Genomic DNA, 26,817 nt, shown 5'->3' with positions numbered 1-26,817 from the left:
ACACTTGTAAAAAAGTTTTTTTGCATTTCCCTACCTATAATTGCTAATATAGTAGAGTAGAACTTTTATAGAGAGAAGGAAAATTATGCACAATGGAATTCGAATGACAACTTTAGTAAAAAGGGCTATGTTAGTTTGTGCGGGGGTATTATTCACATACGAAGTGGCTTTTGGATCAGTACATACTGCTCTAGCTAGTACAGAGGATGAAGCAAAATCTGTTCAACTTGTAAGTGAGATTCAAACATCTCTTGCTCCGAAAGAAGCTCCAAAACATTATAACGGGCAAGTTAGAAAAGTCGCTTATTTAACATTTGATGACGGTCCTGGAAAATACACAGCTGAGCTTTTAGATATGTTAAAGAAAGAAAATGCAAAAGCAACATTCTTCCTAATTGGTTCAAACGTAAAAGCTTTCCCTGATCTTGTAAAACGCGAAGATGCTGAAGGTCACTACGTTGGGATGCACAGTATGACTCATAACTACAAGAAACTTTACACTGAAGGTCATTACGTAGATGAAATGAAGGAAGACCAAGGCTTAATCGCTGGTGTTTTAGGTAAATCACCAGTATTAACTCGTCCATCTTACGGCTCTATGCCAGGATTAAACGAAGCTCTTCGCAACAAAGTTGTAGAAAATGGCTTAAAAGTTTGGGATTGGACAATTGATTCTTTAGACTGGAAATATAACAAAATGCAAGTTGATGCTGCATCTGCTAAAATTGTAGAAAACGTGTTACATGGTGCTACAAATCCAACAGAAGTTATCCTTATGCATGATATTCATCCACAATCAGTAAAAGCAGTTCCTGGAATTATTAAAGGACTGAAAGAAAAAGGATATGAATTAGAAGCATATAATGAGAACGAACACTTCCCATTAAACTTCTGGCATGATAATCGTATGTAATGAAAAGACTTGATTTCCTTTAGCTGGGAATCAAGTCTTTTTATCATTTTGGGAATTACTCCTCGTATATTCGACTCAAACTCCCCCTTCTCTAATATCAATAAAAATTCAAAATCACATGTTATACTATAATTTAGTTTAAATAAGTAGGTGCCATATGATCGTATATACAGTACAAACTGAAGAAGCATGGAAACAATTTAAGAAACTTGGTTATTTAGAAGGTAATAAAGAATTCATCGATCCAGACGATGTATATTCATATGACTGGATGGTGCGCGTCGCTAAAACAAGATTGCCTCATTACGAAGGTAACTATCCTATTTGGGTCTGGGAAGCAAATAATTACCCAAATCGAAATCATAAAGCTTGGGGTAGAACAAATTCAAAAATGGTAATTTTAACACTAGATGTACCGAAAGAATGGGTACTATGGAGCTATTTTGACTATTGGTGCTGTGCTATGACTGATGGATCAACATATTTACATACAAAAAATAAGTGTACTTTAGATGAATGGTATACATATATGGATAAAGAATACGGGATAATATTTGATTTCGACTATTTATTATCTCATCCTGATTGGTGTCTAGGTAAAGAGGATTCGTTAGAAAAACAAGGTGTTATCGGCAAAACACCCCTTTCCTTCGTGAAAAAAGTAAGACGTTTTCGTGCTAAGACAGATAAGTCTATTAGTAAAATTCGAAGTGATAACTGGGATAATAGAAAAGAAAACCGCATTAAAAAGATGAATCGAAAATTAAGAAAGCGAAACGATAAACAAAAAAGAATACAAAAGCGACTTATACGAAATTAAAACATATATCAAAATACAGTAAGAAATTATGGATTGAATATACAAATTCAATCCTATTTTTTATATTATCAACACTTTAGCACATATTACTCTTAAGGAGTGATGTGTATATGGATTTTCTTTCAGCCGAATATTTGTCCGCCCTACTTGCCATCATTGTAATTGATTTAGTGTTAGCCGGTGATAATGCCATTGTAATTGGATTAGCAGCAAGAAGATTACCGAAAGATCAGCAAAAGAAAGTTATTATATGGGGAACTATCGGGGCAATCGCGATTAGAGCCCTCGCTACCTTAGTTGTTGTTTGGTTGTTAAAAATACCAGGGCTACTTCTAATTGGTGGTGTACTCCTTATATGGATTGCTTATAAATTAATTGCTGAAGGCAAAGATCATGATATTAAGGCCGAAGAAGGATTTTGGTCTGCTATTAAAACCATTATTATTGCTGATGCGTTAATGGGCATCGATAATGTACTCGCTGTTGCAGGAGCTGCCCATGGTAACTTTTCTTTAGTAATCATCGGATTATTAGTGTCTATTCCAGTAGTCGTATGGGGCAGTACATTGATTTTAAAATGGGTAGATCGTTTTCCTGTCATCATTACGATTGGAGCAGCCGTTTTAGCTTATACTGCCGCGAAAATGATTGTAGATGAGAAATGGTTCGCTGGATTTTTCGAAAGTAACCCTTTCGTTAAATGGGCATTTATCATTATTATCATCATCGGTGTAGTTTTCTTCGGAAAGGCTAAACAAAAAGCAACAGCTGGTTCTGTCTCATAATGATGGTATATTTACAAATAAAAGGCGCTATTCATATGAATAGCGCCTTTTATTATTTATTTAGCTTCCCCTTCCGGAGTCGTTTTTACCTTCGTTTTGTTTTTATCGCGGTTGTTATAGTTATACTTCGAACGATCTACTGGAGTGAATCCTTCCTGTGTGTAGAATCGTAATAAGTCACCATTCACGACTTGGTCAGAGTATTTTAGTGAGTTTTGAACCATTTGTTCATTTTTCTTTATTTCATCTGTAAATTCTACAGGTTTTCCAGTAGTTGTATCATAGTATTTGCCGTTTAGTGCAGTAACTGTTGGGCTTACGTAGTTACCGTTACGGAACGCAACGACTTGTTTATGATCTGGTGATAATAAATCAGAACCGAATTGAACATAATTCTTTGTATCTGTACCTAGTAAGTGTAATAGCGTTGGAAGAACGTCAATTTCACCACCGTATTGATGTTGTACGCCACCTTTCACTCCTGGTACACGAACGATTAATGGTACACGTTGTAACTGTGCATTTTCAAATGAGTTCATTTCTTTACCCATTACTTTTGACATTGCTGCGTTATGATTATCTGAAATACCGTAATGGTCTCCGTACATAACAATAATTGAGTTATCATATAAACCAGATTGTTTCAAGTAATCGATGAAGCCTTTTACAGATTCATCTAAATAGCGTGCTGTTTGGAAGTACGTATCTACTGATGAATCACCTGTTGTTGCTGGTTCAATCGTTGCTTCTGCCTTATCGATTGGATAAGGGAAATGGTTCGATAACGTAATAAACTTCGTATAGAACGGTTGTTTCAACGTTTGTAATAACGGAATAGATTCATTAAAGAACGGTTTATCTTTTAACCCGTAGTTTACTACGTCTTTTTCATTCATATCGTAGTATGACGCATCAAAGAATTTATTAAAACCAAATGATTTATAAATATCGTCACGGTTCCAGAATGTTTTGTAGTTACCGTGGAATACTGCTGATGTGTATCCTTGTTGTCCTAAAATAGCTGGTGCTGATTGATACGTATTATGAGATTTCGTTGTAAAGACAGAACCTTGCGGTAAACCAAACATTGAATTCTCTAACATAAACTCCGCATCAGATGTTTTCCCTTGTCCTGTTTGATGGAAGAAGTTATCAAAATAAAGTGTATTCGCATCTTTTGTAAATGAGTTTAAGAACGGTGTAACTTCTTGACCATTTAATTTGTAATCAATTAAGAAGTTTTGGAATGACTCTAAATGAATGTAAATTACGTTCATTCCCTTTCCTTTACCGAAATACTCAGGATTTGGACTTGCATAAGTTGATGTTAAATAATTTCGTACTTCTGTCATATTATCGCCATCAGCTAATGCTCGTTCTGTCGATGCTTTCGCACTTTGAATTCCATCATAAATTGTGTAGTTGTATGCACCTAAATATTTCACAATATAATTACGGTCAAACGTTCTTGTTAATAATTCAGGACGGTCAGACTCTGCAAGACCTAAGTTAACACTGAATAATAAAATACCTGCTACAAATACTAGAGATAATTTATGCTTCGCAACACGAATTGGTTTTGGATTTGCAAATTTTGTTGCGACTAACACAATTAATATAATCGTGTCTAAGAAGTATAATGGATCATAAAGATGTAGCAACGCAAGAATACTACCACCTAAATCTCCAAAGTTATTCGTTTGTGTTAATGTCGGGAACGTAATAAAGTCACTGAAAAAGCGATAGTATACTACGTTTGCGTATAAAAGAATCGACAATAACAAATTAATGATAATTAACCAAATATAAGATCGTTTCCCTTTTGCAAATAATGCAAGTCCTAAAAATAGAACTGCTGAACTAAGCGGGTTAAAAAACAGCAAGAATTTTTGAATTGTGTTTGAAATTCCTAAATTGAATTCCGTTACATAAGCTGCATATGTTTTGAGCCACAATAAAATAACGGCAAACAGAAAGAATCCAAAATGATTGCTTAACACACTTTTGCTCTTTAATAAGAACTGTTTCATTTCTCCACCTCTTTTGATCATCCAAGGCTTATTTTTTTATAAGTCTGTCTCTCTATTCAAATTTTCTTCTTCAAATAGATTATCTTTATTTAACTATATGAAGAATATTAGTAATTATAATTTGAAGCTAGTATTTATTCAACTATTTCTTTCTAGACATTTTGACCTTGGTTTCTATTTAACAAAATAAATTTGTAACATTTCCTGTTTTCTCCCAAGATTCATCCCCTAATTATGACACCCCATACTATATACCTTTATAAACTCATTCGCAAACTATTCTATCTCCAAATTTGGTACATATTTCACATGACAAAATAATACGATTTGATTATATTACTCCACTTACATTTCCCTTCTTCAACTAACTCTTTAAATCTTAAAGTCATTACATCCCTTCATACATGAAAAAATTCTCCTGTTCATTAATATTATATTTGAATAATTATTCATTTGACCGACCAGCGATGTTACGTTTTCTCGACAAAAAAACTCGCTCTAAAAAGAGCGAGTTTTTTCATTATATATTATTGACCTTTGTACATTGCATCTACTTGTTTTTGAAGTTCCTCATTTTCTAAGAACTCATCATAAGTAGCCTCTTTATCGATTACACCGTTTGGTGTTACTTCGATAATGCGGTTTGCAATTGTTTGCACGAACTGATGGTCATGAGATGTGAATAAGATTGTACCTTTGAATGCAATTAAACCGTTGTTTAACGCTGTGATTGACTCAAGGTCTAAGTGGTTCGTTGGATCGTCAAGTGTGATTACGTTCGCACCACTTAACATCATTTTAGATAACATACAACGAACTTTTTCGCCTCCAGATAATACAGAAACGTTCTTTTTAACTTCTTCACCTGAGAATAACATACGGCCTAAGAAACCACGTAAGAAGCTTTCAGACTCATCTTGTGGAGAAAATTGACGTAACCATTCAACTAAGTTGTAATCACTATTCTCAAAGTACTTAGAGTTATCTCTTGGGAAGTAAGACTGAGAGGTTGTAACACCCCATTTGAATGAACCGCTATCAGGCTCCATTTCACCCATAAGAATTTTAAATAATGTTGTCATCGCAATATCGTTACGGCCGATAAATGCAACTTTATCACCTTTATTTAAAGTGAAGTACACATTATCTAACACTTTTTCACCATCAATTGTTTTAGAAAGACCTTCAACAGTTAATAAGTCATTTCCTACTTCACGCTCAGGTGTGAAGCCAACGAATGGGTAACGACGTGATGACGGTCTAATATCATCTAATGTAATTTTGTCTAATAATTTTTTACGAGAAGTTGCTTGTTTCGCTTTAGAAGCGTTTGAACTAAAGCGTGCAATGAAATTTTGTAACTCTTTTACTTTCTCTTCTTTTTTCTTATTAGCATCTTGTGTTAATTTTAAAGCTAATTGGCTTGACTCATACCAGAAGTCATAGTTACCAACATAAAGTTGAATTTTACCGAAATCAAGGTCAGCCATGTGCGTACATACTTTATTTAAGAAGTGACGGTCATGGGATACTACGATAACTGTGTTTTCAAAGTTCATTAAGAAGTTTTCTAACCATTGAATCGCTTTTAAGTCCAAGTGGTTGGTAGGCTCATCTAATAATAGAATGTCAGGTTGACCGAATAAAGCTTGAGCAAGTAATACTTTTACTTTCTCTGCCCCAGTTAATTCTGACAATTTCTTATCATGAAGATCTTCACCAATACCTAAACCTTTAAGAAGGATTGCAGCTTCTGACTCAGCTTCCCAACCGTTAAGCTCAGCGAACTCACCTTCAAGTTCAGCAGCACGCATACCATCTTCATCACTAAAGTCTTCTTTCATGTAAATAGCATTTTTCTCTTGCATTACTTTGTAAAGTTGCGTGTGACCCATAATTACTGTTTCTAATACTGGGAACTCTTCATATTCGAAATGGTTCTGTTTTAATACTGCTAGACGCTCACCTGGCGTAATATGTATGTCACCTGTTGATGGTTCAATTTCCCCAGATAAAATCTTTAGAAATGTAGATTTACCAGCACCGTTTGCTCCGATTAAACCGTAGCAGTTACCTGGCGTGAATTTTATGTTAACATCTTCAAATAATTTGCGATCCGCGAAACGCAAACTAACGTTACTTACTGTAATCATTTGTGTCCTCCTACTAATACCGCTTATTTCAGCGTTTTCTCACCGATTGTCTTAAAAAATCGCATATTACGACTCAATTATTGTAGACTATAGCTATTATATAGTAGAAGCTGGATGAATAGCAACGGTTGATTACCTTTCTACAATGAAATCGGATAGTTTTTGTCCATTCCCCTAGCTATTGTATGTATATCATCGACCTCTTTCTCATATAACCTTTCACTGCTCATTCTGTCATACATCGGATTCATTTTCATCTGAAATATTATATACCGAAAAAACTGTAGAGAAATCATTCCCTACAGTCTCTTCTTATTTCTTATTTTCTCTTTGTAACTCTTCATTTTACTCGTTAACCCTATTAACGCCGGTAATAATATCGGCATCACAATTAAAGCTAATAGAAGAAGTGCAACGCCAACTACGGATGCTACTTGTATAAGCGTTAATACACCTGAAGGGATTAATGCAGCAAATGTACCACCTAAAATAAGTGCCGCTGATAATACGACTCCTCCGATATGACGAGAAGCAGTTACAATTTTCGTCGCTGGGTCCCCTTCTAACTCATTGTATCTCATCATTACAAAAATACTATAATCCACTCCTAAAGCGACAATCATTATGAAACTAAAGAATGGAACATTCCAGCTTAATGAATCTACATGTAAAATATGCGTACTAATTTGTTCACTTATCCCTAATGATGCAAAGTAAGCTAATAGTAACGATCCAATAATAAAGATGGTGTTTAATAATGAACGTGTAATCACAATTAATACAATCGCGATTCCAATTAACATAATTGTAGCTGTACGTAAGAAATCTTGCCCAGTTACTTCTTTTAAATCAACGTTTCTAGCTGTCGTTCCTCCGATTGCTGTTTTCGCATGATTTAATTCCGACCCCTTCAAAGTACCATCTATTGTGTTATTGGTTTCTTGAATAATTGGCATCGCTTCTTTTGAATACGGATTTACGTCTAAAATGATTGTCATTTTAGCAGTCTTTCTATCATGTGACATGTACGTATTCAAAGCTTTTTGGAAATCTTCTCCCTCCAAAACTTCTTTTGGAATATAGAATTTCTCAGAGCTTTTTGATTCGTTCAGTTCTCCTAAATATTTCTGAGCATCCCCTAGGCCATTACTTACCTTTTCAAGGCCTTCTGTACTTTTAGTTAGTCCGGATTGTAATTGACCCATCTGTTCTTGCAAGTCTTTCAGTCCGGTTAATAGCTGACCTTGCCCATCGTTTATTTTCGTTAATCCGGTTTGTAACTCAGATGACTTGTTCGCAATTTGTTTTGAACCTGAAGCACCTTCATTTAATCCATTTTTAAGATCAGCTGCTCCTTTTTGTAACTTAGTAACTCCATTGTTCATTTCTTTTAAGCCATTATCCACTTTCAATAACGATTGATTCGCTTCTTTAAATGATCCCATCGCCGCATTATGCTGCGCTTTCAATTTATTTAATTCATTTGAAAGCCCACCTAATTGCTTTTGAGCCTCTTTAGCAATTCCTATCGTCTGCAGAATGTTAGGATCATTTGCTAATTCTGGTTTCGTTTGAATGAAATTGGTCATTAACATTTCAATTTGTTCATAACCTTTCTTCGCACCGTCAATCGCTTGAGAAATACTTCCGAAGTATTGATCGTAAGAACTTAAACCTTTTTCTAACTGTGTATAGCCAGCATGAAGTTGTGAAGTTGCTTGAGATAATACACTTATATTTTCATTTACTGAAGTTAACCCACTCTCAATTTGCCGCGCACCTTGTGCTCCGTCATTTATGCCATTGGATAGTTGATTTAAAGCTGTTCCTAATGCTGATACACCACTTTTCGCTTCATTTGTTCCATCAATTAACTTTTGAACGTTCGCAAGACTATTTGAGTCCTTATTACCCATCTTATCTTTCGCAGTAGTTAATCCATCATTAATTTCCTTTATACCACCATTGGCATCTCCTAAACCTGTATTTAGTTCACCCGCTTGTTTATTTATATATAGTTCTTTAATCCTATCACCAGTTGGACGTGTCGGTGAATATACTTCTGAAACACCTTTTACTTTCAAAATCTTATCAGTTAGTTCATCTAAAGTTTGAAGCGAACTCGCCTCATCTAACTTGTTATTCGATTGAATGACTAACGTACTTGGTGAAGAAAAACCAGGTGGAAAATGTTCTTCTATTACGTTAATCCCCATTTTCGACTCATATTTATTGTCTACTTCAAATAAATCGTTGTAATTAAGTGTATTAGAATATTTTAATATAAAAGGAATTGATATCACGAATACAATAATTAAAGCTACAAATGGTCTCACTACTGAGTTTTTCGCAAAGAATCCCCATAGACGACTGTCTTCATGACCTTTAAATGTTTTAACGGGATAAAACATCCCTTTTCCTAAAAGCACCATAAAAAACGGATTTAACGTAGTTAATACTAGTAATAAAACTGCGACACCAATTGCTACCGCTGAAGTAGATTGATATAGTTTAAAACTCGCTAAAGCAAGAGATGCAAAACCAATTAGTACTGCTATCCCGCTATATAAAACGGTTTTCCCTGCCGATTTAAATGTTTCTTTCGTAGCCAAAAATGCGTTTTCTTGTTTACTTAATTCTTCTTTAAATCTCGTAAATAATAAAATGTTATAGTCTGTTCCAACCCCAAACAGGACAACAACAACAAACACTTGTGTAAAGTTAGAAAATGGAAAATTAAATTGATCTACTAAATGAGCAATAATCCCCATTGAAACTAAATATGATACCCCAACAGTAAGAAGAGAAACAATTGGAACAATAGGTGAACGGAATACAATGATTAATATTACAAGAATGAAAATGATTGAAATAACTTCAGTCTTTTTCACTCCCTCTTGAGAAGATGTAAGGAAATCTCCTGCTATTAAATCACTTCCTGTTAAGTACGTTGTTACCCCTTTCGTTTTCACTTTATTATGAAGGTTATTTGTAACTTTCGATATTTCACCATGCTTTTTATCTATCGATATTTGCGTTAAAATAGTCGTATTATCTTTAGAAACTAATTGTTTCTCTAATTCTTTATTATCTAAATGTGAAACAACTTCTTTAATTCCTAATTGTTCTTTTTCATTTTGCAAAGCGTTGATTGTTTTTATTATTTCCTCTTTTTGCTCAGTCGTTAAAGCTGTTTTACTGTCACTATTAAAAACAACTATAATGTCATACTTTTCTGTCCCGTCTTTATCCATTTCTTTTATCATTTTGTCAGCAATACTACTTTGTTCTGTATTAGGAATCGTAATGTGCCCTTTTTCTTTCACTAATTTATCCATATTAGGCATCGTTACGATCATTGTAATGGTAATAACTATCCATAATAGAAAAGATAAACTTCTCCAATTTTTCAGCTTGCTCATTTGCATCATCTCCCGCGATTAAAATTTACGTTAGTTACGGAATGAATATTCATTCCTATTATTCTATTACATTATTTGTAAACTCTATTAAACTAGTCTTTCCGGAATGAATATTCATTCCTTTAGTTGCACAAATACCCTCTCCTACTCTCATTTTTTAATTCTATTTAGGAATGAATATTCATTCCTGTCCTTATAAAGCTATAGAATCAAATGATTCTAATAGCGTTCCAAGAGCTTTCTTCCAATTCTTTTACTAACTCTTTCGAGTATTCTAATTGCCCTGTTGCAATTACTTTCGTTAATTTTTCTAACGGTTGATATACAATAATAATTAAAGCAACTGGAGGCAATGGACGAAGCAAACCTTTTGCGATTCCATCTTCAATAATATTCATAAAGAAGCCTATAAAATCGTCAAATATTTTCTTACTCTGCTCATCAAGAAAATAACTATCACAGTGAGAATTTGTAAATAAAAAAGCATCCACATTGTTTCTCGCAAATTCAAATAAACGGTTATACGTATGACTAAACTGTTCACGAATATTTGCTTCAACAGGAAAATCCGTTTTTATCATTTCAGAAAGCTGTAACATACTTTTTGAAAATAATGAGTTAACAAGCGCCTCTTTATTTTCAAAATAGCGATAAATAGTACCCGCACCGACATTTGCTTTTTCAGCGATCATTGGAATTGTCGTACCATCGTAACCACGCTCTGCAAAAAGTTGCATCGCAGCATCAAAAATATCCTCTTGTTTGTTTTTAGCCATTTTTTCCACCTCTATTTTCAGGAATGAAAATTCATTCCGTTTTTAATTATAAATTACAGGGAATAAAAGTCAAGTGCGTGACAACGTATAGTTGCGATTCTATTCTCTTGTATGTGAATAAAATTATATCAGCGATTTTCAGGATATATCAACTTACCGACAAAAATTAATACAATGAGATGGAGCTATCCCAAAATTTTGTTCGAAACAACTCCATCTTATATGCAAATTAAAAGAAATCATAAATAAACGGCTTGCGCACTGGTACTACATTCTCAAATGCCCGTATTTCCTCTTCGCTTCCACTAATTAATTCTAATTCATTTAGTTCTAATGGGCGTTTGTATCCAAGCAGTATTGTAGATAGTGCATTTATATCTAGGTTGATCCCTTTATCCATTGGTTCTTCTATAATTGCTATTTCATAATTTGCAAGTCTCACCGATACATTATTCCACGGTGCAAATGAATCTGTAATATGTAAAATGACTTCTTGTTGTACATTGTTCCAGTTTAACTCATACTGTTTTAAGAACTGCTCTACATCTACAATTCTTCCCATAAAATATGGTTTTATTTCTGTTTTCACACGTGGTTCTTGCAATGTATATAACAACTGTTCGTTTTCACTTACTGTCATTTCAAGCTCTTTAATCATAGAATCATGCTGGCAAATAAAATTCCATAGACCATTTCGTGCTTCATTATGCAGTGGAACAAATTCATCTACTGTCATTTTATAGTTTTCTATTTTATATAACATATAGCCGGCTGCAGTTTTATTTTCATCGTAATAAATTGCTAATGTTAAATCCTCATAAACAGCTTGTAACCACCATTTTTCATTGCGAACTAGCATACCAGAAAAACGTTCTGCAAATGTTTCATAAAGCTTCTCGACCTCTTCTGGGTGATTTTCTTTATTGAAACGTTTCACAGTACCATTCACTTGTTTTTTCATAACTAAATCACTCTTTGTCAAATGACATACGAGAAGATTCGCACAAAGTTCCCAGCCGTATTTACGGTAAAATGTAACAGCAAATGGGTGTAACATAGAGACTGTAAAGCCATCTTTTTTCATTTTTTGAAGTGAATGTTGAAGTAGCTCTTTTACATACCCACTTCTTCTGTACTCTGGATACGTCGCTACTCCTGCAACGCCACCCATTTTAAATTTTTCTTTACCTATGTAAATATGAAACGGGATGAGGTGTAGTTTTGCAGCTAAGTCCTCACCTTCCATAATACCGTATACTTCATGACTTTCCTTCATTTTTGTAAGTTGTTGCTGCATTCGTTCTTCTTCTACTTTATATTGAAAAGCGTATTCTGATAAGCGTAGTGCTTCTCTAAATTTATCTTCTTTTAATCGTATAACGTTCATATGTTTCTCCCCCCTCCTTTATTTGAATTGTACCATAATTTAAAATATTACAGTGCGGTGAATGAAATTATAATGACTTAACGACACAAATTCAATATAAAAAAGCAGATACATCCTGTATCTGCTTCTCATTACTTTATCCCGCTTTAACGGGCAGTAAGACCCCCACCTCAAAATTCAGCGAAAGCAAAGAATTTAGGTAGGGGATCAACTGCCCGTAAAAGTCCGATTGGTTCAACTAATAATCAGTGGGGGATGAAGCCCCCCCACTGATTAAAGTTTCACTTTATTTAGCTAACTTTTGAAGTTCTTCGAAGAATGCAGGATATGATACACCTACTGCTTCTGCATCTTCAATAATTGTTTTTCCTTCTGCCAGGCAACCAGCAATTGCAAGCATCATTCCGATACGGTGATCACCATAACTATTTACTGTATTGCCTTTTAGAGCTGATTTTCCGTAAATGATCATACCGTCATCAGTTGCTTCTATGCGAGCTCCTAGTTTCGTTAATTCAGCAACGACTGTATCAATACGGTTTGTTTCTTTTACTTTTAATTCGTGTGCATCTTTAATTACTGTAATTCCTTCTGCTTGCGTTGCCGCTAATGCGATTACAGGAATCTCATCGATTAATCTAGGGATAATATCTCCGCCAATTTCAATTCCTTTTAATGAAGATGTTTCGATTGTAATATTTGCAGCTGGTTCCGATGCCCCTTCGTTAATTAGATCTACAGTGAACATAGCACCCATTTTTTCTAAAACATCAATAATACCGGTACGGGTTGGATTCATCCCTACATTTTGTAATACTAGTTTACTATTTGGGATGATTGCACCTGCTACTAAGAAAAATGCTGCTGATGATACGTCACCTGGCACTTGAATGTCTGTTGCTGTTAATTTTTGTCCACCTGACAGCTTCACTGTTTTCCCTTCGCGAGTTACTTTAACACCAAATGCTTCAAGCATTCTTTCCGTATGGTCGCGGGAAATATGTGGTTCTGTAACAGCTGTTACACCTTCTGCACGAAGACCTGCAAGTAAAATAGCTGACTTTACTTGTGCACTTGCAACAGGAGAAATATATTCAATTGCTTTTAAATCTCCGCCACGTATTGTTAACGGTGTAAATGTTCCTTCTTCTCGGCCGTCTATGTTTGCGCCCATTTGTTTTAATGGGTTTGTTACACGCTTCATCGGTCTTTTTGCGATAGATTCATCACCTTGTACGCAAGAGAAAAATGGTGTGTTAGCTAATATACCTGACATTAATCGGATTGTTGTACCAGAATTACCAACATCTAATACAGCTTTCGGTTCTTGTAAACCTTCTAATCCTTTACCAACTACAGTAACCTCATCACCGTTTTGCGTAATTTCTACTCCCATTTCTTTAAAACATGAAATCGTACTTAAACAGTCTGCACCGGGCAAGAAACCTTTAATTGTTGTTTTCCCTTCTGCAATAGAACCGAACATAACAGCACGGTGTGAAATGGATTTATCACCTGGGATTGTAATATTGCCATTCAATCCGTTATTAACAGGTTGTATTGTTCTTTCTTTCACGTTTTTCACCTTCTCATTTAAATTGTTTCATAAGTTTGGTATTCTTCTTCTCCAAGCGCTAGTTTTGCTTTCATACGATCTTCTTCCCTTTGGAAGCTAATACGTAATACCCCAAGCAGTCCTTCACGCGCTTCTAATATTTGCAAGTTCGTAATACTAATTTCCTCGCGCGCCAAAATACTCGTAATATGAGCCAATGCCCCCACCTTATCTAATACATCGACGTATAAGTCGTGATAGGCAGGAATTGCCCCTCTCTTTCTTACTGGTAAAGAATCACGGTATTCTTTCGCATCTGCAAAATAGTTTTGAATCTCGCATGCATCTCCGGTAGAAACTGTTTTATATAAATCTTCCATTTCAGAGATCCACTCTTTTAATAATACCATTAAATGCTCACGATTTTGCTTTACAATATCACTCCACATTTTCGGACTACTAGATGCGATACGTGTAATGTCTTTAAACCCTCCAGCAGCTAGCTGATGAATGAGCGGATTATCTCCTGCATGTTTCTCTACTTGCTTCACTAAACCTGCTGCGATAAGGTGCGGGAAATGACTAACGATCCCTGTTACATAATCATGTTCTTCTGTATTTAAAACAAGGAAATGTGACCCCGTTCCTTTTAACCAATCTTTTAACTCTTCCACATGTTCATTTGGCACATGATGCATCGGTGTTAAAATGTAAAATGCATTTTCAAATAAATGCGCTTTTGCACTTTCAACTCCCGTTTTATGAGAACCTGCCATTGGATGTCCACCAATGAAAGATACTTCCTTTGAAAATAAAGTTTCTGCTTCATTCATAATCGTGCCTTTTGTACTACCAACATCAGTCACTATAACATCTTCTCGTAAACGGAATGACGCAAGTTTGTGTAATAGCTTCTTCGTTTCTTCAACTGGAGAAGCAAAAACAATTAAATGTGCCTTTTCACATGCAAGCTGTAAATCAACTGCTATTTCATCTACTACGTGTAATTCTTTTGCACGCTCTACCTGTTCTTGAAATATATCATAACCTGTTATCGTTACATCGTGCTCTTTCTTAATTGCTAATGCGAGAGAGCCTCCGATTAAACCAGTTCCAATTAATACTACCTTTTTACGCATTTTCCTCATCTCGAGACTTTCTTTTTTTATTTTCAAAGTGTTGTTGTAACACTGAAATCACCCCTTCATTTTGCTCCCTTGTTCCGACTGTAATACGGATACCATTCGGGAACGGACGAATAATAAATCCTGCGTGTGCACAAGCTTCATAAATCTCTCCAGCATTCTCAACTGGCAAGAAGATGAAATTTGTTTGCGATGGATAAAATGGAATATCATTTTCCCTACAAAAGCTCTCGTATTGTTGTAATCCTTCTATATTCACACGAACTATTTCTTCAATAAACTCGTCATCACCAAAAGCAGTCGTCGCTGCTTTTTGCGCTAATGAAGATACGTTAAATGGCAAACGAACGACATTTAATTTTTCGATTAACTCTTCCTGTCCAACCGCATATCCAACGCGGAAAGAAGCTAATCCGTACGCTTTAGAAAATGTTCTAAGTACAAGAATATTTTTATGTTTTTCTAAAAGCGGTAATGTCTCTGGGAAATCTTTTGCTGTTACGTATTCATAGTACGCTTCATCAATGACAATTAACGTATTTTCACTAATACCTTCAATGAATTGAGTCAATTTTCGGTCATTCACATATGTGCCTGTTGGATTGTTCGGGTTACAAATCCATACAATTTTTGTATCGTTATCTACTACTGAAGAAATTTCTTCTAAGTCGTATACACCGTTATTTAACGCAATTTCCTTCACTTCGCAACCTTCTATAATGGCATGATGACGATACTGTGGGAATGTTGCACCTGCTGTTACAATGTTATCTCCCGCTCGTAATACGGCGCGGCTTATTATTTGAATGATTTCATCTAAACCACTACCACAAAGTACTTGTTCCATTTTCACATGTAACTTATCTGCGATTGTTTGACGGAGCGTTGTAGCACCTCCGTCAGGATATAAAGCATGTTCCAACCACGATTTTTGCAACTCATCTAAAACACGTGACGAACAGCCGAATGGATTTTCATTCGATGCTAATTTCACAAACGAATGATCTCCGTACACTTCTTTCATTTGTTCTGGTGATTTACCTGGTTTATATGGTTGTAATGATGATAGTTGATCTTTTACTTGCACGTTAAACCCACCTTTTTATTAAAATTCTTTTGCGTAGTTATTGTGTTGCATAATGTTTTGTTTTAATAATTCCATACGATCTTTTCCGAATTGTTCGACTAGTGCATCTGCAAGTTCCCATGCCACAACAGATTCAGCTACTACACCCGCCGCTGGTACTGCGCAACTATCAGATCTTTCAATACTCGCTTGGAATGCTTCTTTCGTATCAATATCAACGCTTGCTAACGGTTTGTATAAAGTAGGAATTGGCTTCATCACGCCTCTTACGATAATTGGCATACCTGTTGTCATACCGCCTTCTAAACCGCCGGCATTATTCGTTCTTCTCGTGTATCCTTTTTCTTCATCCCACAGAATTTCATCATGCACTTTGCTTCCTGGTTGTCGTGCCGCTTCAAAACCTACGCCGATTTCAGCACCTTTAAATGCATTTATACTCATAATTGCACCAGCAAGTTTTGCATCTAATTTACGATCGTAATGGACGTAACTACCGACGCCAATCGGCATACCTTCTGCAATGACTTCCACAATACCACCGATTGAATCTCCACTACTTTTTGCGTTGTCAATCGCATTCATCATTTCTTGCTCTACTTCTTTATCTAAACATCGAACTGGTGAGTTTTCAGTAATTGTTTGAATTTCTTCAATTGATAAGTTTGAAATATGTTTTGCTTTTACTCCACCAATTTCAAGAACATGTCCTGCAATTTCCACGCCTAATTCGCTTAAAATTTGTTTTGCAACTGCACCAGCAGCTACACGAACTGTCGTTTCTCTTGCAGATGACCGCTCTAATACGTTTCTTATATCACGATGACCATATTTAATTGCTCCATTTAAATCTGCATGTCCGGGACGTGGTTTTGTAATTGTACGTTTCATGTCTTTACTTTCTTTTTCCGAAATTGGCTCTGCACCCATTACTTTCGTCCAATGTTTGAAATCATCATTTTTTACAATTAACGTAATCGGTGATCCAAGTGTCATCCCGTGACGAACACCACTTACAATTTCAACTGTATCTGTTTCAATTTGCATACGTCTTCCGCGTCCATGGCCTTTTTGTCTTCTTAATAATTCTTTATTAATATGTTCCGCCGTAAGTGTCAAACCTGCTGGTACACCTTCTAAAATAACTGTTAACTGCGGTCCATGTGATTCTCCAGCTGTAATGTATCTCATTTCTCTTGCCCCTTTACTATTTTTTTGTACAAAAAAGTCCCTACTGAGCGCTCAGTAGGGACGATGTTTATCGCGGTACCACCCTAGTTGTAGACTTCTTTCGTCTACCTCTCTTCTTCTTTAACGATCGTTTGACCGTCTTCCCCTCCAAAAGTTGTCGGGAAAGATGCTCCAAGGCTGTAATTCATGCTTACCTTTGTACTGATTCACACCGACCATCAGCTCTCTTTAACAGTGAGATAAGCACTACTGTTTCCTCTTCAACGCATATATGATATGGAATTAAGATAATTTATTTTTGAAACCTTTTAACTCATCCATGAATCTATGGAATTCTGGAATGTCCATTTGTTGTGCAGAATCTGATAATGCAACTGCTGGATCTGGATGAACTTCAGCCATTACTGCATCTGCGCCAATTGCAAGTGCCGCTTTCGCTGTTGGTAATAATAAATCTCTGCGTCCAGTTGAATGTGTTACATCAACGATAACTGGTAAATGTGTTTCTTTCTTTAAAATTGGTACTGCAGAAATGTCTAATGTGTTACGTGTTGCTCTTTCGTATGTGCGGATACCGCGCTCACAAAGAATAATTTGATCGTTACCTTGCGCAATAATGTATTCCGCTGCGTTAATGAACTCATCAATTGTTGCTGCTAATCCACGTTTTAATAATACTGGTTTGTTAACTTTACCTACAGCTCGTAATAAATCGAAGTTTTGCATGTTACGTGCGCCAACTTGAATTACATCAACGTAGTCTAATGCCATTTCAACATCGTTCGGATTTAAAATTTCACTAATAATTGCTAAGTCAAACTCGTCTGCTACTTGACGTAAAATTTGAAGTCCTTCTACTCCTAAACCTTGGAAATCATATGGAGAAGTTCTCGGTTTGAATGCACCACCGCGCATTAATTTTAAGCCTTGGTCTTTCATCGCTTGCCCTACTTGACGAACTTGTTCTAAACTTTCTACTGCACAAGGTCCCATGATGAACGTTTGTGTTCCGTTTCCAATCAATTCACCTTTTACATCAACGATTGTATTTTCTTGTTTCTTTTTACGTGATACTAGTAACGCTTTACGGTTATCATCTTCTTGTAACTCTAAGCTTGCTTTGAAAATCGTTTTGAAAATATGTTGAACTGTTGATGTTTCGAATGGTCCTTCGTTATGCTCTGCGATCATATCAAGTACTTCACGCTCACGTACTGGATCAAAGCGTTTCGTGCCTTGTACTTGCTTTTGCTCTCCAATTTTTTGAACAATTTCACCACGTTTGTTTAAAAGGTGTAATAGTTGTAAGTTAATTTCATCTACCTGTTTACGTAATTGATCTAATTCATGATTTGCCATTTGGAAATCCTCCTCTAATGTTTTAAAAGTATAGTAAGAGAATAAAAAATTCTCTATTTTCTGAACTGACTAATTATACAAATTTATAGTGGAATCGATACCTCTTCTTATTTTAAACTAATAATTCGTACACAGACATAAACTACTAGTTAAAAATCCACTTTTTTGTACAAAAAAGCCCTACTGATCCAATCAGTAGGGACGATATTTATCGCGGTACCACCCTAGTTGTAGACTTCTTTCGTCTACCTCTCTTCATTGTTAACGATCATCTGACCGTCTTTCCCTTCATAAAGACAATACTATCTTTACTACGAAAAAGATGCTCTAGGACTGTAATTCGCTCTTGTTTATGTACTGGTTCGCACCAACCACCAGCTCTCTGTTACAGGGAAACAACAACTACTGCTTTTCCTTTCAATGCATGACTATTTAATTTTCAAGTTGGACCACTAAAATACAAAAAGTCCCTACTGAATAAATCAGTAGGGACGATATTTATCGCGGTACCACCCTAGTTGTAGACTAACTTTCCGTCTACCTCTCTTCACTGTTAACGATCAATTGACCGCTTTTTCCTCATAAAGAAAAACTATCTTTATTACGAAAAAGATGCTCCAAGACTGTAATTCATGATTATCCCTGTACTGGTTCACACCAACCACCAGCTCTCTGTTACAGTAAGACTAACCACTACTGTGATCTCTTCATTGCACTTTGTTTATTCAAATGTTTTTGAAATTGAATAAGTATGATTCGTATTATAGAACGCTTTTCAAAACACTGTCAACAACTTTTTATATATTTTTTAAAATTCCACTTTCGTTCTATAATTCTTTTTGTAAATCACCCATTACAATTCCTATGCGAATTATTTCATTTTCTAGTAAATGTAAAACATATTCCTCTACTTCATACTGAACTAATAATTCTTTTATTTTTATGATTTCTTTTTCAAATAAAACGGCTTCGTGACATGTTTGTAGTAAAATAAAAAACACATTTGCAAACATTTCTTTATGCGCTTTCATACTTTCTTTTTTATGAAGCATTTCAATCAATAACCGCTTCATTTCCTCACCTGTACATTTACCATGTACACTTGAAAATGTACGAGACATAATACATAATCCTTTTTCTAATATTTCATCCATGTATAAAATAATACGTAAAAGCATTACATATTCTCTCGCAGTTATCTCACCCATTTTTGGTCGTTCTCGCAAAAATACACTGAGCCAAGCTGTCCAAAATTTTTGTTGTTCTTTTACGCTTAATGTTTTGACGTAATAGCATAAAAACTGCATAAACTTAATTTTATTTTCTTCATTTTCTAGTATGAGTAACGGGTATAACCAATCTGTTTTTTGCTCCCAATATAGTACACATTTAATAAATACAAAGCTAAGCCACTTCAAGAAAGCTTCTCTCGTATGCGGATGTAATACTTCCAAATGTTCTACCGCATACTTAATAAATCGCTTCATTTCTGTAAATAAAGGTAAATTTATTTGCGTGTAACATAAGCCGGCCCATGCATATTCCGTAATCTCATTTTGTTTTTTTAAATCTAAGTATGGTAACAAATATTTTCGGCACCATTGTTTTTCAATATGATATAGAAATGTAATATCTGCTATTAAACGAGCAAACATAAAGTTTGTTCGTTCCGAATTAACTCTTACTTGTTCTTCAAATAAAAATAAATATTCATATACATTACGATCGTATAAATGATCATATGATAACAACTTTAATAATACAGCTGTCATTTTTCCAACTGGATGCTGAATTGATTCATTGTAAAAATCTTGTTTCCCAAGCTTAAAGTCTGTATCACTCTTCATAACTTGAGGAAACACTGAAAAAGCAAATCGTTTTACAACACGTATACTATTCTCTTCTAACTCTTCTAGTCGATTACTAATTTCATATAGAAAACTACTAATTAACCAATGAAAAGCAGTATTTCTAACAAATTTCTGCAATAGCGGAATAATTTTTTGGATTTGATCATTTGTCAATCCTCGATTATTTCGCCATTCTCTAATACAAACAAACCATACTTCATTACTTATTTCTTGCACTCCTACTAATTGGTATGCAAATGAAATACTCCACTCTGTATTTAATTTACATGCTTTTGATAACATCTCTAAAAAATGGCGTTGTTCAAAAACACAATCTTGCGAAAATTGCTGAACTTGCTTCATAATTTCAACATCTTTCAGTTGCAATAATCCGTCAGCAGTTACATTACAAGTAATACTTTGCTCTGTATCCTCTTTCTTTTGTACACTGTATCGTTCGGAATGAAAATGAGGATGCTTTTGCTTCATTAACTCATACCCATTTGCCGTAGATGGACTATTTGAATCACACTTGAATAATATGTCTAATACGAGACATGCATCAAATACCCTCTCTTCTGTAAGATGCTTTATTACAGTTCGAGTGACTTCTTCTTTTGTTTTTTCTAAACAATGTGCATAATGCCTTTTTAAAAGTTGAAAAACTTCGTGTTTATAAGTGAAATCTAAAAGAAGTCCTTCATGTAACAACCATTTCATTTTGTCATCTACACGAACAAAAATATTTTTATTCATCGCATCAATTGCAATTTGCTTTTGAAGTACACTATTTGCTTCTATCATTTCTGTAATATAATAATCCGCTTTTTTCTCATTGTTTTCGCATAAATAAGTTAGACACTCTTTTACAATTCGTATTAAAAATGCAAGGTCATTTTGATGAAACTCTTTCTCTACATTTTCCTTATTTCTTTTTTTCAGTGCCGTTTGTCTTAACGACAACATTCTCAATTTTTCTAATCCAATCATCATAATTGGAACAGCATAATAAGCGATATATGGCCTCATCTTTTCGTTCCAAATTTGCTCCACATGAGAAAATGTAGATACTGGTAAGCGACTCGATTCCTCGAGTTCTATTGATTCTTGCGTATCATTTCCCCATTTCCTTACACGTTTCAACTTCAGTTTTCCGTCTAAAATAAAAGTTAGTAACAATAAGGCAATTTCTTTATGCTCAGGAAAAGAACATTTTTGCAGTAACTTAGAAATCTTTTCTATAGAGCTACTATCTTTTTCAGCTGTTTCTAATAAAAGGAGTGTCCACCTTGCAAACAACAACGGGTCCATCTTACTCTTCGTTTCGTTTAAGTAGTTACAAATTGTTCTCCATAATAACGGTGATATTTTAGAATAGTTTTTATAAATTAATTGAAATAATTCTTTCTGATGACTAAAAAGAAATTGTTCCACTAACCATTCTGCAAGTAATTCATCTACTTCATTATAGTTTGGCGTAAGCATAAACAAATTTTGTAATTTACCTTCTGCTTCTAACCATTCGACCCATTCATAATCATGAGCAAATTCCACAAAGTAACGTACTGTTTCAATTTTTTTAATTGATTGCTTTATGTATGATAATTGTTCCTGTTCTACTGACGGGGGAACCGTTACAATATCCCGAATACGCATTCTTTTCGTAATATAATTATCACCCATTAATTCAGCCCAGCGTTTTACCGCTTTTACAAGGGATTGATGATTATTCACCTTATTCGGATACACAATTGGTCTTATCCCTAAATGTTCCCAGTGGTATGTATTTTCTCCTTGTGCGACAAAAGCAAATCGTCTTGTACTTGGCGGTAAACCAGTTGCTAAATATTTCATTACTGGGTCATTATGACTATATCCAACGAATAAAACGGTGTAATTTGAGAATAGATCAACTAAAAACCTTCTCGCCCACCCTTCCGTTAAGTAAGCCCTTCCAAAATCACCATCTGTTAAAATTAAAGCCTCTTTCTCCTGTTCTACATTACCATGTATGTAAGCAAGACCTTTAAAAGCTCTTCCAGTCGGTAAAGCTGGAGCGTAATAAACATTGATATCTCTATTTATTTCTTTAATTGCAGTTGTAAAATGTTGATCAAAATTTGTTGTTACAATGCGGATATCTGTATCTAAAGGAAATAACCTTGGAATTGCATAATGCAATGGATTCGGTTTTGATTTCTCTATATGAACGAGATCTCTTGCGACTTGATGTACATCTTTTGTTTTCGCAATTTTGCCAAGATAATAATCATGTGGCTCTGTTATTTCACGTTTTTCGACATATAACGTTTTTGCAATTTCATCAACTAAATCATCAAAATTCGGTAAGTTTGATTTCCCTTTCATAGAAACTCCCGCTCCAACAAATAACACTAACTTTCCTTGCTCAAGGTGATCAATTAACTCATCTGGAATTTCTACTTCTGAAGTAATCCACATCTTGGATTCCCCCTTACCTAAAAATGTCATACACTCTCATTTTACTATAACATTTTTTCATTGTTTTTATAATATTTAGACTAAATTCCGAACATGAAAAAGTTTTATGTAAATAAATCCGTTACAATGTATGAACTCCAGAATTTATTGAAAAACTATGTATAAATCGGAGGTGTAAATTTTGAATGATTTCACAGTAGTGCTTATCAAGTTTATATCGTGCATTATTGCATTTAGCATTGGGCTTGCTTTATTTTTCCCTGCAACGTTTGTTCAAATTATTTCATTCAGTCTCTTTGTTACAATCGTATCCTACATGTTCGTTGATAAAATTATTTTAAATCGAATTGGCAATACTGGTGCCATTATGTCGGATTTCTTATTAACATATTTAAGCGTATGGATTTTCGGTAATATTTTATTAGACAACTATATGCAAATTGCATGGGGCAGTATCCTTTCTGCCATCGTCTTCACTTTATCTGAAGTAATCGTTCATCGCTTCTCTAACTCTCATACAAGGCACAACAATGATAACATTCGTATTAATCGCCGCTTTGCATATGGTACAGAGTTTGCTGAAGAACAAAATATATTGGATAAAGATAAGAAAAAGTAACATTTTAATGCAGGAGCGCCCTTTTTAATTATGTGGTGCTCCTTTTTTGTATTTTTTCATTATGGTACGTGAAATTATATAAGTGATTATTTCAAAATACCGACTTACTAACAATATTTGACGCTATTTTTTCTAATAAAAAACTGCCTCTTATTTAGAGGCAGCCACTTTTAAGTCTTTTACTGCAACAACATCCGCAAACGCTCCCAATACTGCGTTATGATGTTTCACAATATCTTCAGCACGTAACACTTCTGTATTAAATGTACTATGCGCATCACTCACTAACGTTACTTTATACCCTTCACTACATGCTCTGCGCGTTGTCGTATCTACACAATACTCTGTTTGCATTCCCGAAAGAATAACATGTTCAATTCCTTTCTCTTGTAACACTTCGCTTAAGTTTGTATTATGGAATGAATCTGGAGTCGTCTTTTCAACTATATTATCTCCTTCTTGCGGAGCGATGGCCGCATGGATTCGCCATCCATCCGTACCTTTTTCTAACGGATGGTCTTTAGGACCGTTATGTTGGATATAAATAACTGGAATATCATTTGAACGACATTCCCTAATAAGCTCTTGCAATGTTTGTAAAAACTTTCCCCCATTATGTACTGGCATTCCAGCTGTATACATACCCGCTTGCACATCAATTACGATTAATGCTTTTTTCATTTCACACATCCCCCTTTATTTGTATAAGCCATTATTATTGTTTATATTCCATCATCCAACAATCTTCTAATTTCCCCTCATGCAACTCATGTTCCTTTAAAATCTTTACTTTTTTAAATCCACTTTTTTCATAACACTTTATTGCTCGTTCATTATTTACTTTCGGATCCATTGCAATTGCTTCTGCTCCCATTTCACCCATAATATATGTAATTGCTGCCTGAACGAGTTTTGTTCCAATTCCCTTTCCCCAATAGGCTGGTTCACCGATAAATTGGTCCATACCCCATACATTTTGCGATTCTTTATAGCCATATAACGCTTTCCACTCTGAATCCACTGGGTACATTTGTATGTAACCAATCGGAATGGTATCAAATTCTATTAAACATCTTTTTTCATTACTGTTTGGACTATGTATAAAATGATCAAGCACCTTTTCTACAGATTGCGGATTATCTCGTCCTTCGTAATACCGCAGGACTGCTGGGTCCGTTAACCATTTAGAAATGATAGATGCATCATCTTCCATTACGTATCTAATCAATAAACCTTCTTTTTGAAAAAGCATATTATACCTCTATTATTTCTTTATATTTTTTCTTGCTGTTACATCTTTCATTGCACCTACTAATGCATATGGTAGTAATGTAATCGCAAAAAATGCTGTAAATACGTTAAATTGCGGGATTGTATAGAGTGTGAACCATTCAGTGAAAAATTGAGAATTTAATATTCTATTAAAAAACTCTCCGCCTGGCCTAAAGTTTGGCGCCCACGCAGTGATTTCACACAAAATAAAGTGAAACTTTAATCAGTGGGGGTTTTGTTCATCCCCCACTGATTATTAGTTGAACCAATCGGGCTTTTACGGGCAGTTGATCCCCCCACCTAACTTCTTCGCTTTCGCTGAATTTTGAGGTGGGGGTCTTACTGCCCTTTAATGCGGGGTAAACAGTAACTGAACAATAAAAAATGCCCCTAGATAACGAAACCAAGTCCGTTTCCATATAGGTTGTGCATTTTTTAATATATCTCCCATCTTACCCCCTCCTTAAATATCCATCATATTAATTATACACTTTCCTCACTTTATTTGTTAAAATTTTCTATATAATTAATGCTGTTGGGGGGAAATACATTATGTCTAATCCTATACTTACATCCACTTTAATCATTCTTAGAGGAAACTCCTCAAGTGGTAAAACAACGATTGCAAAACAACTACAAGAACATTTCGGACAAGGAACACTTTTAGTATCACAGGATGTTGTACGTAGAGATATGCTTAGAGTACACGACACAATGGGTAATTTATCACATGATTTACTATTTGAAATTACGAAGTACGGAAAAGGAAAATGTGAATTTGTTATTTTAGAAGGTATATTGAACAGTCATAGGTATGGTGAGATGTTAAAAGAATTAATTCGTTATTTTGATGAAAATGCATTTGCATATTACTTTGATTTATCATTAGAGGAAACTATTAGACGACATAACACAAGAGACAAACGACATGAATTTGGTGAGGATTCCCTACAAAAATGGTATAATCCGCACGATACTATTAAGGTTGCCACAGAAACTATTTTTACAGATAACTTTACGCAAAAAGATATATTTGATGCAATTCTTAATGATGTTGCGATACAAAAACAAGACTAATATAATATGTTAGTCTTGTTATGTACTTTGTGTTTCCGTTTTTATAATTGAACAATCTTTACATAAATAATAGTATATATTCATTTCCCCAAACTGGAAATCAACTACTGAAATAAGTTCACGTTCCTCGATATCTTGTGTAATTGTAGCAACATACTTCATCTCTTTAGAACAAGTTGGACACGCCAAATGCTCTGGAAGATCCGCATATAATGGTGCCCCTAATAATCTACATACATATTCAGAACCGAACAAGTCAAAAGCTTCCCAGTAACTATCTTCATCTGTAGGTATATCTTCATTTTTCATATTTATAAGCTTTACCGTTGTTTTTGGTAATGAAGCTGGTAACTTAATTACAGATTTAGTAATAAGCCCTTTAAAAATCCTATTATCCTTCTACTAACAAAATAAAAGCCAGCCTCAATAAAGAGAACTGACTTCTATTTGGATAATTATTGTTATTATAAAATTTTCACTTTAACAGTTTGTCTTCCCCAATTCATAGCTTTACTTTTTGAACCCATTAAAACATCAATACGATTACCTTTAATTGCACTTCCAGTATCACCAGCGATCGCTTCTCCATAGCCTTCTACCCATACTTTAGATCCTAATGGGATTACTTTCGGGTCAACTGCGATAATTCTCATATTCGGATTTGCCGTTAAATCATGCCCCATCGCAGTTAAAACGCGTCCACCATATGTACCATTTTCACTTGGATCAGCAGTATACGCTGTCGCTACTACCGTTAATTCACGTTTAGCAGACTGTATGTTGTTTTTAGATGCTTCTTTCGCTCTCTCTTCTTCTTTAGCCTTTGCTATTTCTCTTGCTTTCTCTTCTTCTTTAGCTTTTGCTATTTCTCTTGTTTTCTCTTCTTCTTTAGCTTTTGCTATTTCTCTTGCTTTCT

Annotated in this window: 20 protein-coding genes, 2 pseudogenes and 3 other annotated features; of the genes and pseudogenes, 5 read left to right on the top strand and 17 right to left on the bottom strand. The window is 34.9% G+C overall.

Annotated elements, in window-relative coordinates; genetic code table 11:
- Window positions 1-85: 85 nt before the first annotated feature.
- The 3 genes from ACTFSL_RS04390 (at window position 86) to ACTFSL_RS04380 (ending at window position 2,518) form a co-directional block, all read left to right on the top strand.
- Window positions 86-913, top strand: coding sequence for a peptidoglycan-N-acetylglucosamine deacetylase (locus tag ACTFSL_RS04390; protein WP_000551452.1), 828 nt, complete (start codon window positions 86-88; stop codon window positions 911-913).
- A gap of 157 nt (window positions 914-1,070) precedes the next feature.
- Window positions 1,071-1,733, top strand: a complete 663-nt coding sequence (locus ACTFSL_RS04385; protein ID WP_000637705.1) for a DUF3841 domain-containing protein — start codon at window positions 1,071-1,073, stop codon at window positions 1,731-1,733.
- A gap of 110 nt (window positions 1,734-1,843) precedes the next feature.
- Window positions 1,844-2,518 (top strand): TerC family protein, encoded by a 675-nt coding sequence (locus tag ACTFSL_RS04380; protein WP_000346930.1) that lies wholly within the window; start codon window positions 1,844-1,846, stop codon window positions 2,516-2,518.
- Window positions 2,519-2,574: 56 nt separating this feature from the next.
- Here ACTFSL_RS04380 and ACTFSL_RS04375 read toward each other — a convergent pair whose 3' ends face one another.
- The 11 genes from ACTFSL_RS04375 to ACTFSL_RS04325 form a co-directional block, all read right to left on the bottom strand.
- Window positions 2,575-4,548: an LTA synthase family protein gene (locus ACTFSL_RS04375; RefSeq protein ID WP_440041249.1), complete on the bottom strand. Its 1,974-nt coding sequence runs from the start codon at window positions 4,546-4,548 to the stop codon at window positions 2,575-2,577.
- A gap of 527 nt (window positions 4,549-5,075) precedes the next feature.
- The gene (locus tag ACTFSL_RS04370) at window positions 5,076-6,701 is read right to left on the bottom strand and encodes an ABC-F family ATP-binding cassette domain-containing protein (RefSeq protein WP_000633864.1); all 1,626 of its coding nucleotides are present in this window, start codon (window positions 6,699-6,701) and stop codon (window positions 5,076-5,078) included.
- A gap of 299 nt (window positions 6,702-7,000) precedes the next feature.
- Window positions 7,001-10,123 (bottom strand): MMPL family transporter, encoded by a 3,123-nt coding sequence (locus tag ACTFSL_RS04365; RefSeq protein ID WP_440041248.1) that lies wholly within the window; start codon window positions 10,121-10,123, stop codon window positions 7,001-7,003.
- A 209-nt stretch (window positions 10,124-10,332) separates the two neighbouring features.
- Window positions 10,333-10,899 carry a TetR/AcrR family transcriptional regulator gene (locus ACTFSL_RS04360; protein ID WP_001107309.1) on the bottom strand — a complete coding sequence of 189 codons (567 nt, stop codon included), beginning with the start codon at window positions 10,897-10,899 and terminating at the stop codon, window positions 10,333-10,335.
- 229 nt (window positions 10,900-11,128) lie between these two features.
- On the bottom strand, window positions 11,129-12,286 hold the full coding sequence (locus ACTFSL_RS04355) for a GNAT family N-acetyltransferase (protein WP_440041246.1): 1,158 nt from the start codon (window positions 12,284-12,286) through the stop codon (window positions 11,129-11,131).
- Window positions 12,287-12,572: 286 nt separating this feature from the next.
- Window positions 12,573-13,862: a 3-phosphoshikimate 1-carboxyvinyltransferase gene (gene aroA, locus ACTFSL_RS04350; RefSeq protein WP_440041245.1), complete on the bottom strand. Its 1,290-nt coding sequence runs from the start codon at window positions 13,860-13,862 to the stop codon at window positions 12,573-12,575.
- Between the two features lie 17 nt (window positions 13,863-13,879).
- Window positions 13,880-14,980, bottom strand: coding sequence for a prephenate dehydrogenase (gene tyrA / locus ACTFSL_RS04345; protein WP_001228140.1), 1,101 nt, complete (start codon window positions 14,978-14,980; stop codon window positions 13,880-13,882).
- Window positions 14,973-16,073 (bottom strand): histidinol-phosphate transaminase, encoded by a 1,101-nt coding sequence (hisC, locus tag ACTFSL_RS04340; protein ID WP_440041243.1) that lies wholly within the window; start codon window positions 16,071-16,073, stop codon window positions 14,973-14,975. The genes tyrA and hisC overlap by 8 nt, the downstream gene beginning before the upstream one ends.
- An 18-nt stretch (window positions 16,074-16,091) precedes the next feature.
- Window positions 16,092-17,264: a chorismate synthase gene (gene aroC / locus ACTFSL_RS04335; protein WP_001269425.1), complete on the bottom strand. Its 1,173-nt coding sequence runs from the start codon at window positions 17,262-17,264 to the stop codon at window positions 16,092-16,094.
- Window positions 17,265-17,317: 53 nt separating this feature from the next.
- Window positions 17,318-17,537: a binding site (T-box leader), on the bottom strand.
- 9 nt (window positions 17,538-17,546) lie between these two features.
- Complete coding sequence (locus ACTFSL_RS04330; RefSeq protein WP_001273575.1) at window positions 17,547-18,623, bottom strand: bifunctional 3-deoxy-7-phosphoheptulonate synthase/chorismate mutase; 1,077 nt, start codon at window positions 18,621-18,623, stop codon at window positions 17,547-17,549.
- Between the two features lie 194 nt (window positions 18,624-18,817).
- Window positions 18,818-19,053: a binding site (T-box leader), on the bottom strand.
- A 54-nt stretch (window positions 19,054-19,107) separates the two neighbouring features.
- Window positions 19,108-19,343, bottom strand: a binding site (T-box leader).
- A gap of 107 nt (window positions 19,344-19,450) precedes the next feature.
- Window positions 19,451-22,933 (bottom strand): DUF4020 domain-containing protein, encoded by a 3,483-nt coding sequence (locus ACTFSL_RS04325; RefSeq protein WP_440041242.1) that lies wholly within the window; start codon window positions 22,931-22,933, stop codon window positions 19,451-19,453.
- A gap of 181 nt (window positions 22,934-23,114) precedes the next feature.
- Here ACTFSL_RS04325 and ACTFSL_RS04320 point away from each other — a divergent pair, with 181 nt between their 5' ends.
- A complete protein-coding gene (locus ACTFSL_RS04320; RefSeq protein ID WP_000997702.1) occupies window positions 23,115-23,552 on the top strand; it encodes a YndM family protein in 438 nt (145 codons plus the stop codon).
- A 150-nt stretch (window positions 23,553-23,702) separates the two neighbouring features.
- Here the strand turns inward: ACTFSL_RS04320 and ACTFSL_RS04315 are convergent, their stop codons facing one another.
- From ACTFSL_RS04315 to ACTFSL_RS04300, 4 genes and pseudogenes are all read right to left on the bottom strand, one after another.
- Window positions 23,703-24,233, bottom strand: coding sequence for a cysteine hydrolase family protein (locus ACTFSL_RS04315; RefSeq protein ID WP_000709539.1), 531 nt, complete (start codon window positions 24,231-24,233; stop codon window positions 23,703-23,705).
- Window positions 24,234-24,267: 34 nt separating this feature from the next.
- The gene (locus ACTFSL_RS04310; RefSeq protein WP_000898772.1) at window positions 24,268-24,804 is read right to left on the bottom strand and encodes a GNAT family N-acetyltransferase; all 537 of its coding nucleotides are present in this window, start codon (window positions 24,802-24,804) and stop codon (window positions 24,268-24,270) included.
- A gap of 12 nt (window positions 24,805-24,816) precedes the next feature.
- A pseudogene (locus ACTFSL_RS04305) lies at window positions 24,817-25,035 on the bottom strand (YfzA family protein); the annotation flags it as partial.
- Window positions 25,036-25,173: 138 nt separating this feature from the next.
- Window positions 25,174-25,275: a YfzA family protein gene (locus tag ACTFSL_RS04300; protein WP_000502345.1), complete on the bottom strand. Its 102-nt coding sequence runs from the start codon at window positions 25,273-25,275 to the stop codon at window positions 25,174-25,176.
- A gap of 101 nt (window positions 25,276-25,376) precedes the next feature.
- Here ACTFSL_RS04300 and ACTFSL_RS04295 point away from each other — a divergent pair, with 101 nt between their 5' ends.
- Window positions 25,377-25,901 (top strand): kinase, encoded by a 525-nt coding sequence (locus ACTFSL_RS04295; protein ID WP_016124739.1) that lies wholly within the window; start codon window positions 25,377-25,379, stop codon window positions 25,899-25,901.
- An 18-nt stretch (window positions 25,902-25,919) separates the two neighbouring features.
- On the opposite strand, the pseudogene ACTFSL_RS04290 reads toward ACTFSL_RS04295, so the two are convergent.
- Both ACTFSL_RS04290 and ACTFSL_RS04285 read right to left on the bottom strand, forming a co-directional pair.
- Window positions 25,920-26,255, bottom strand: a pseudogene (locus tag ACTFSL_RS04290) (hypothetical protein); the annotation flags it as partial.
- 110 nt (window positions 26,256-26,365) lie between these two features.
- Window positions 26,366-26,817, bottom strand: a 452-nt coding sequence (locus ACTFSL_RS04285) for a 3D domain-containing protein (RefSeq protein ID WP_440041239.1), incomplete at its 5' end; no start/stop codon positions are given.

This window comes from Bacillus cereus group sp. MYBK108-1, from assembly GCF_051917185.1.
GTDB classification, from domain to species: Bacteria; Bacillota; Bacilli; order Bacillales; family Bacillaceae_G; genus Bacillus_A; species Bacillus_A cereus.
The sequence above is the reverse complement of the archived record's forward strand: the minus strand, read 5'-3'. Positions and strand labels throughout refer to the sequence as shown.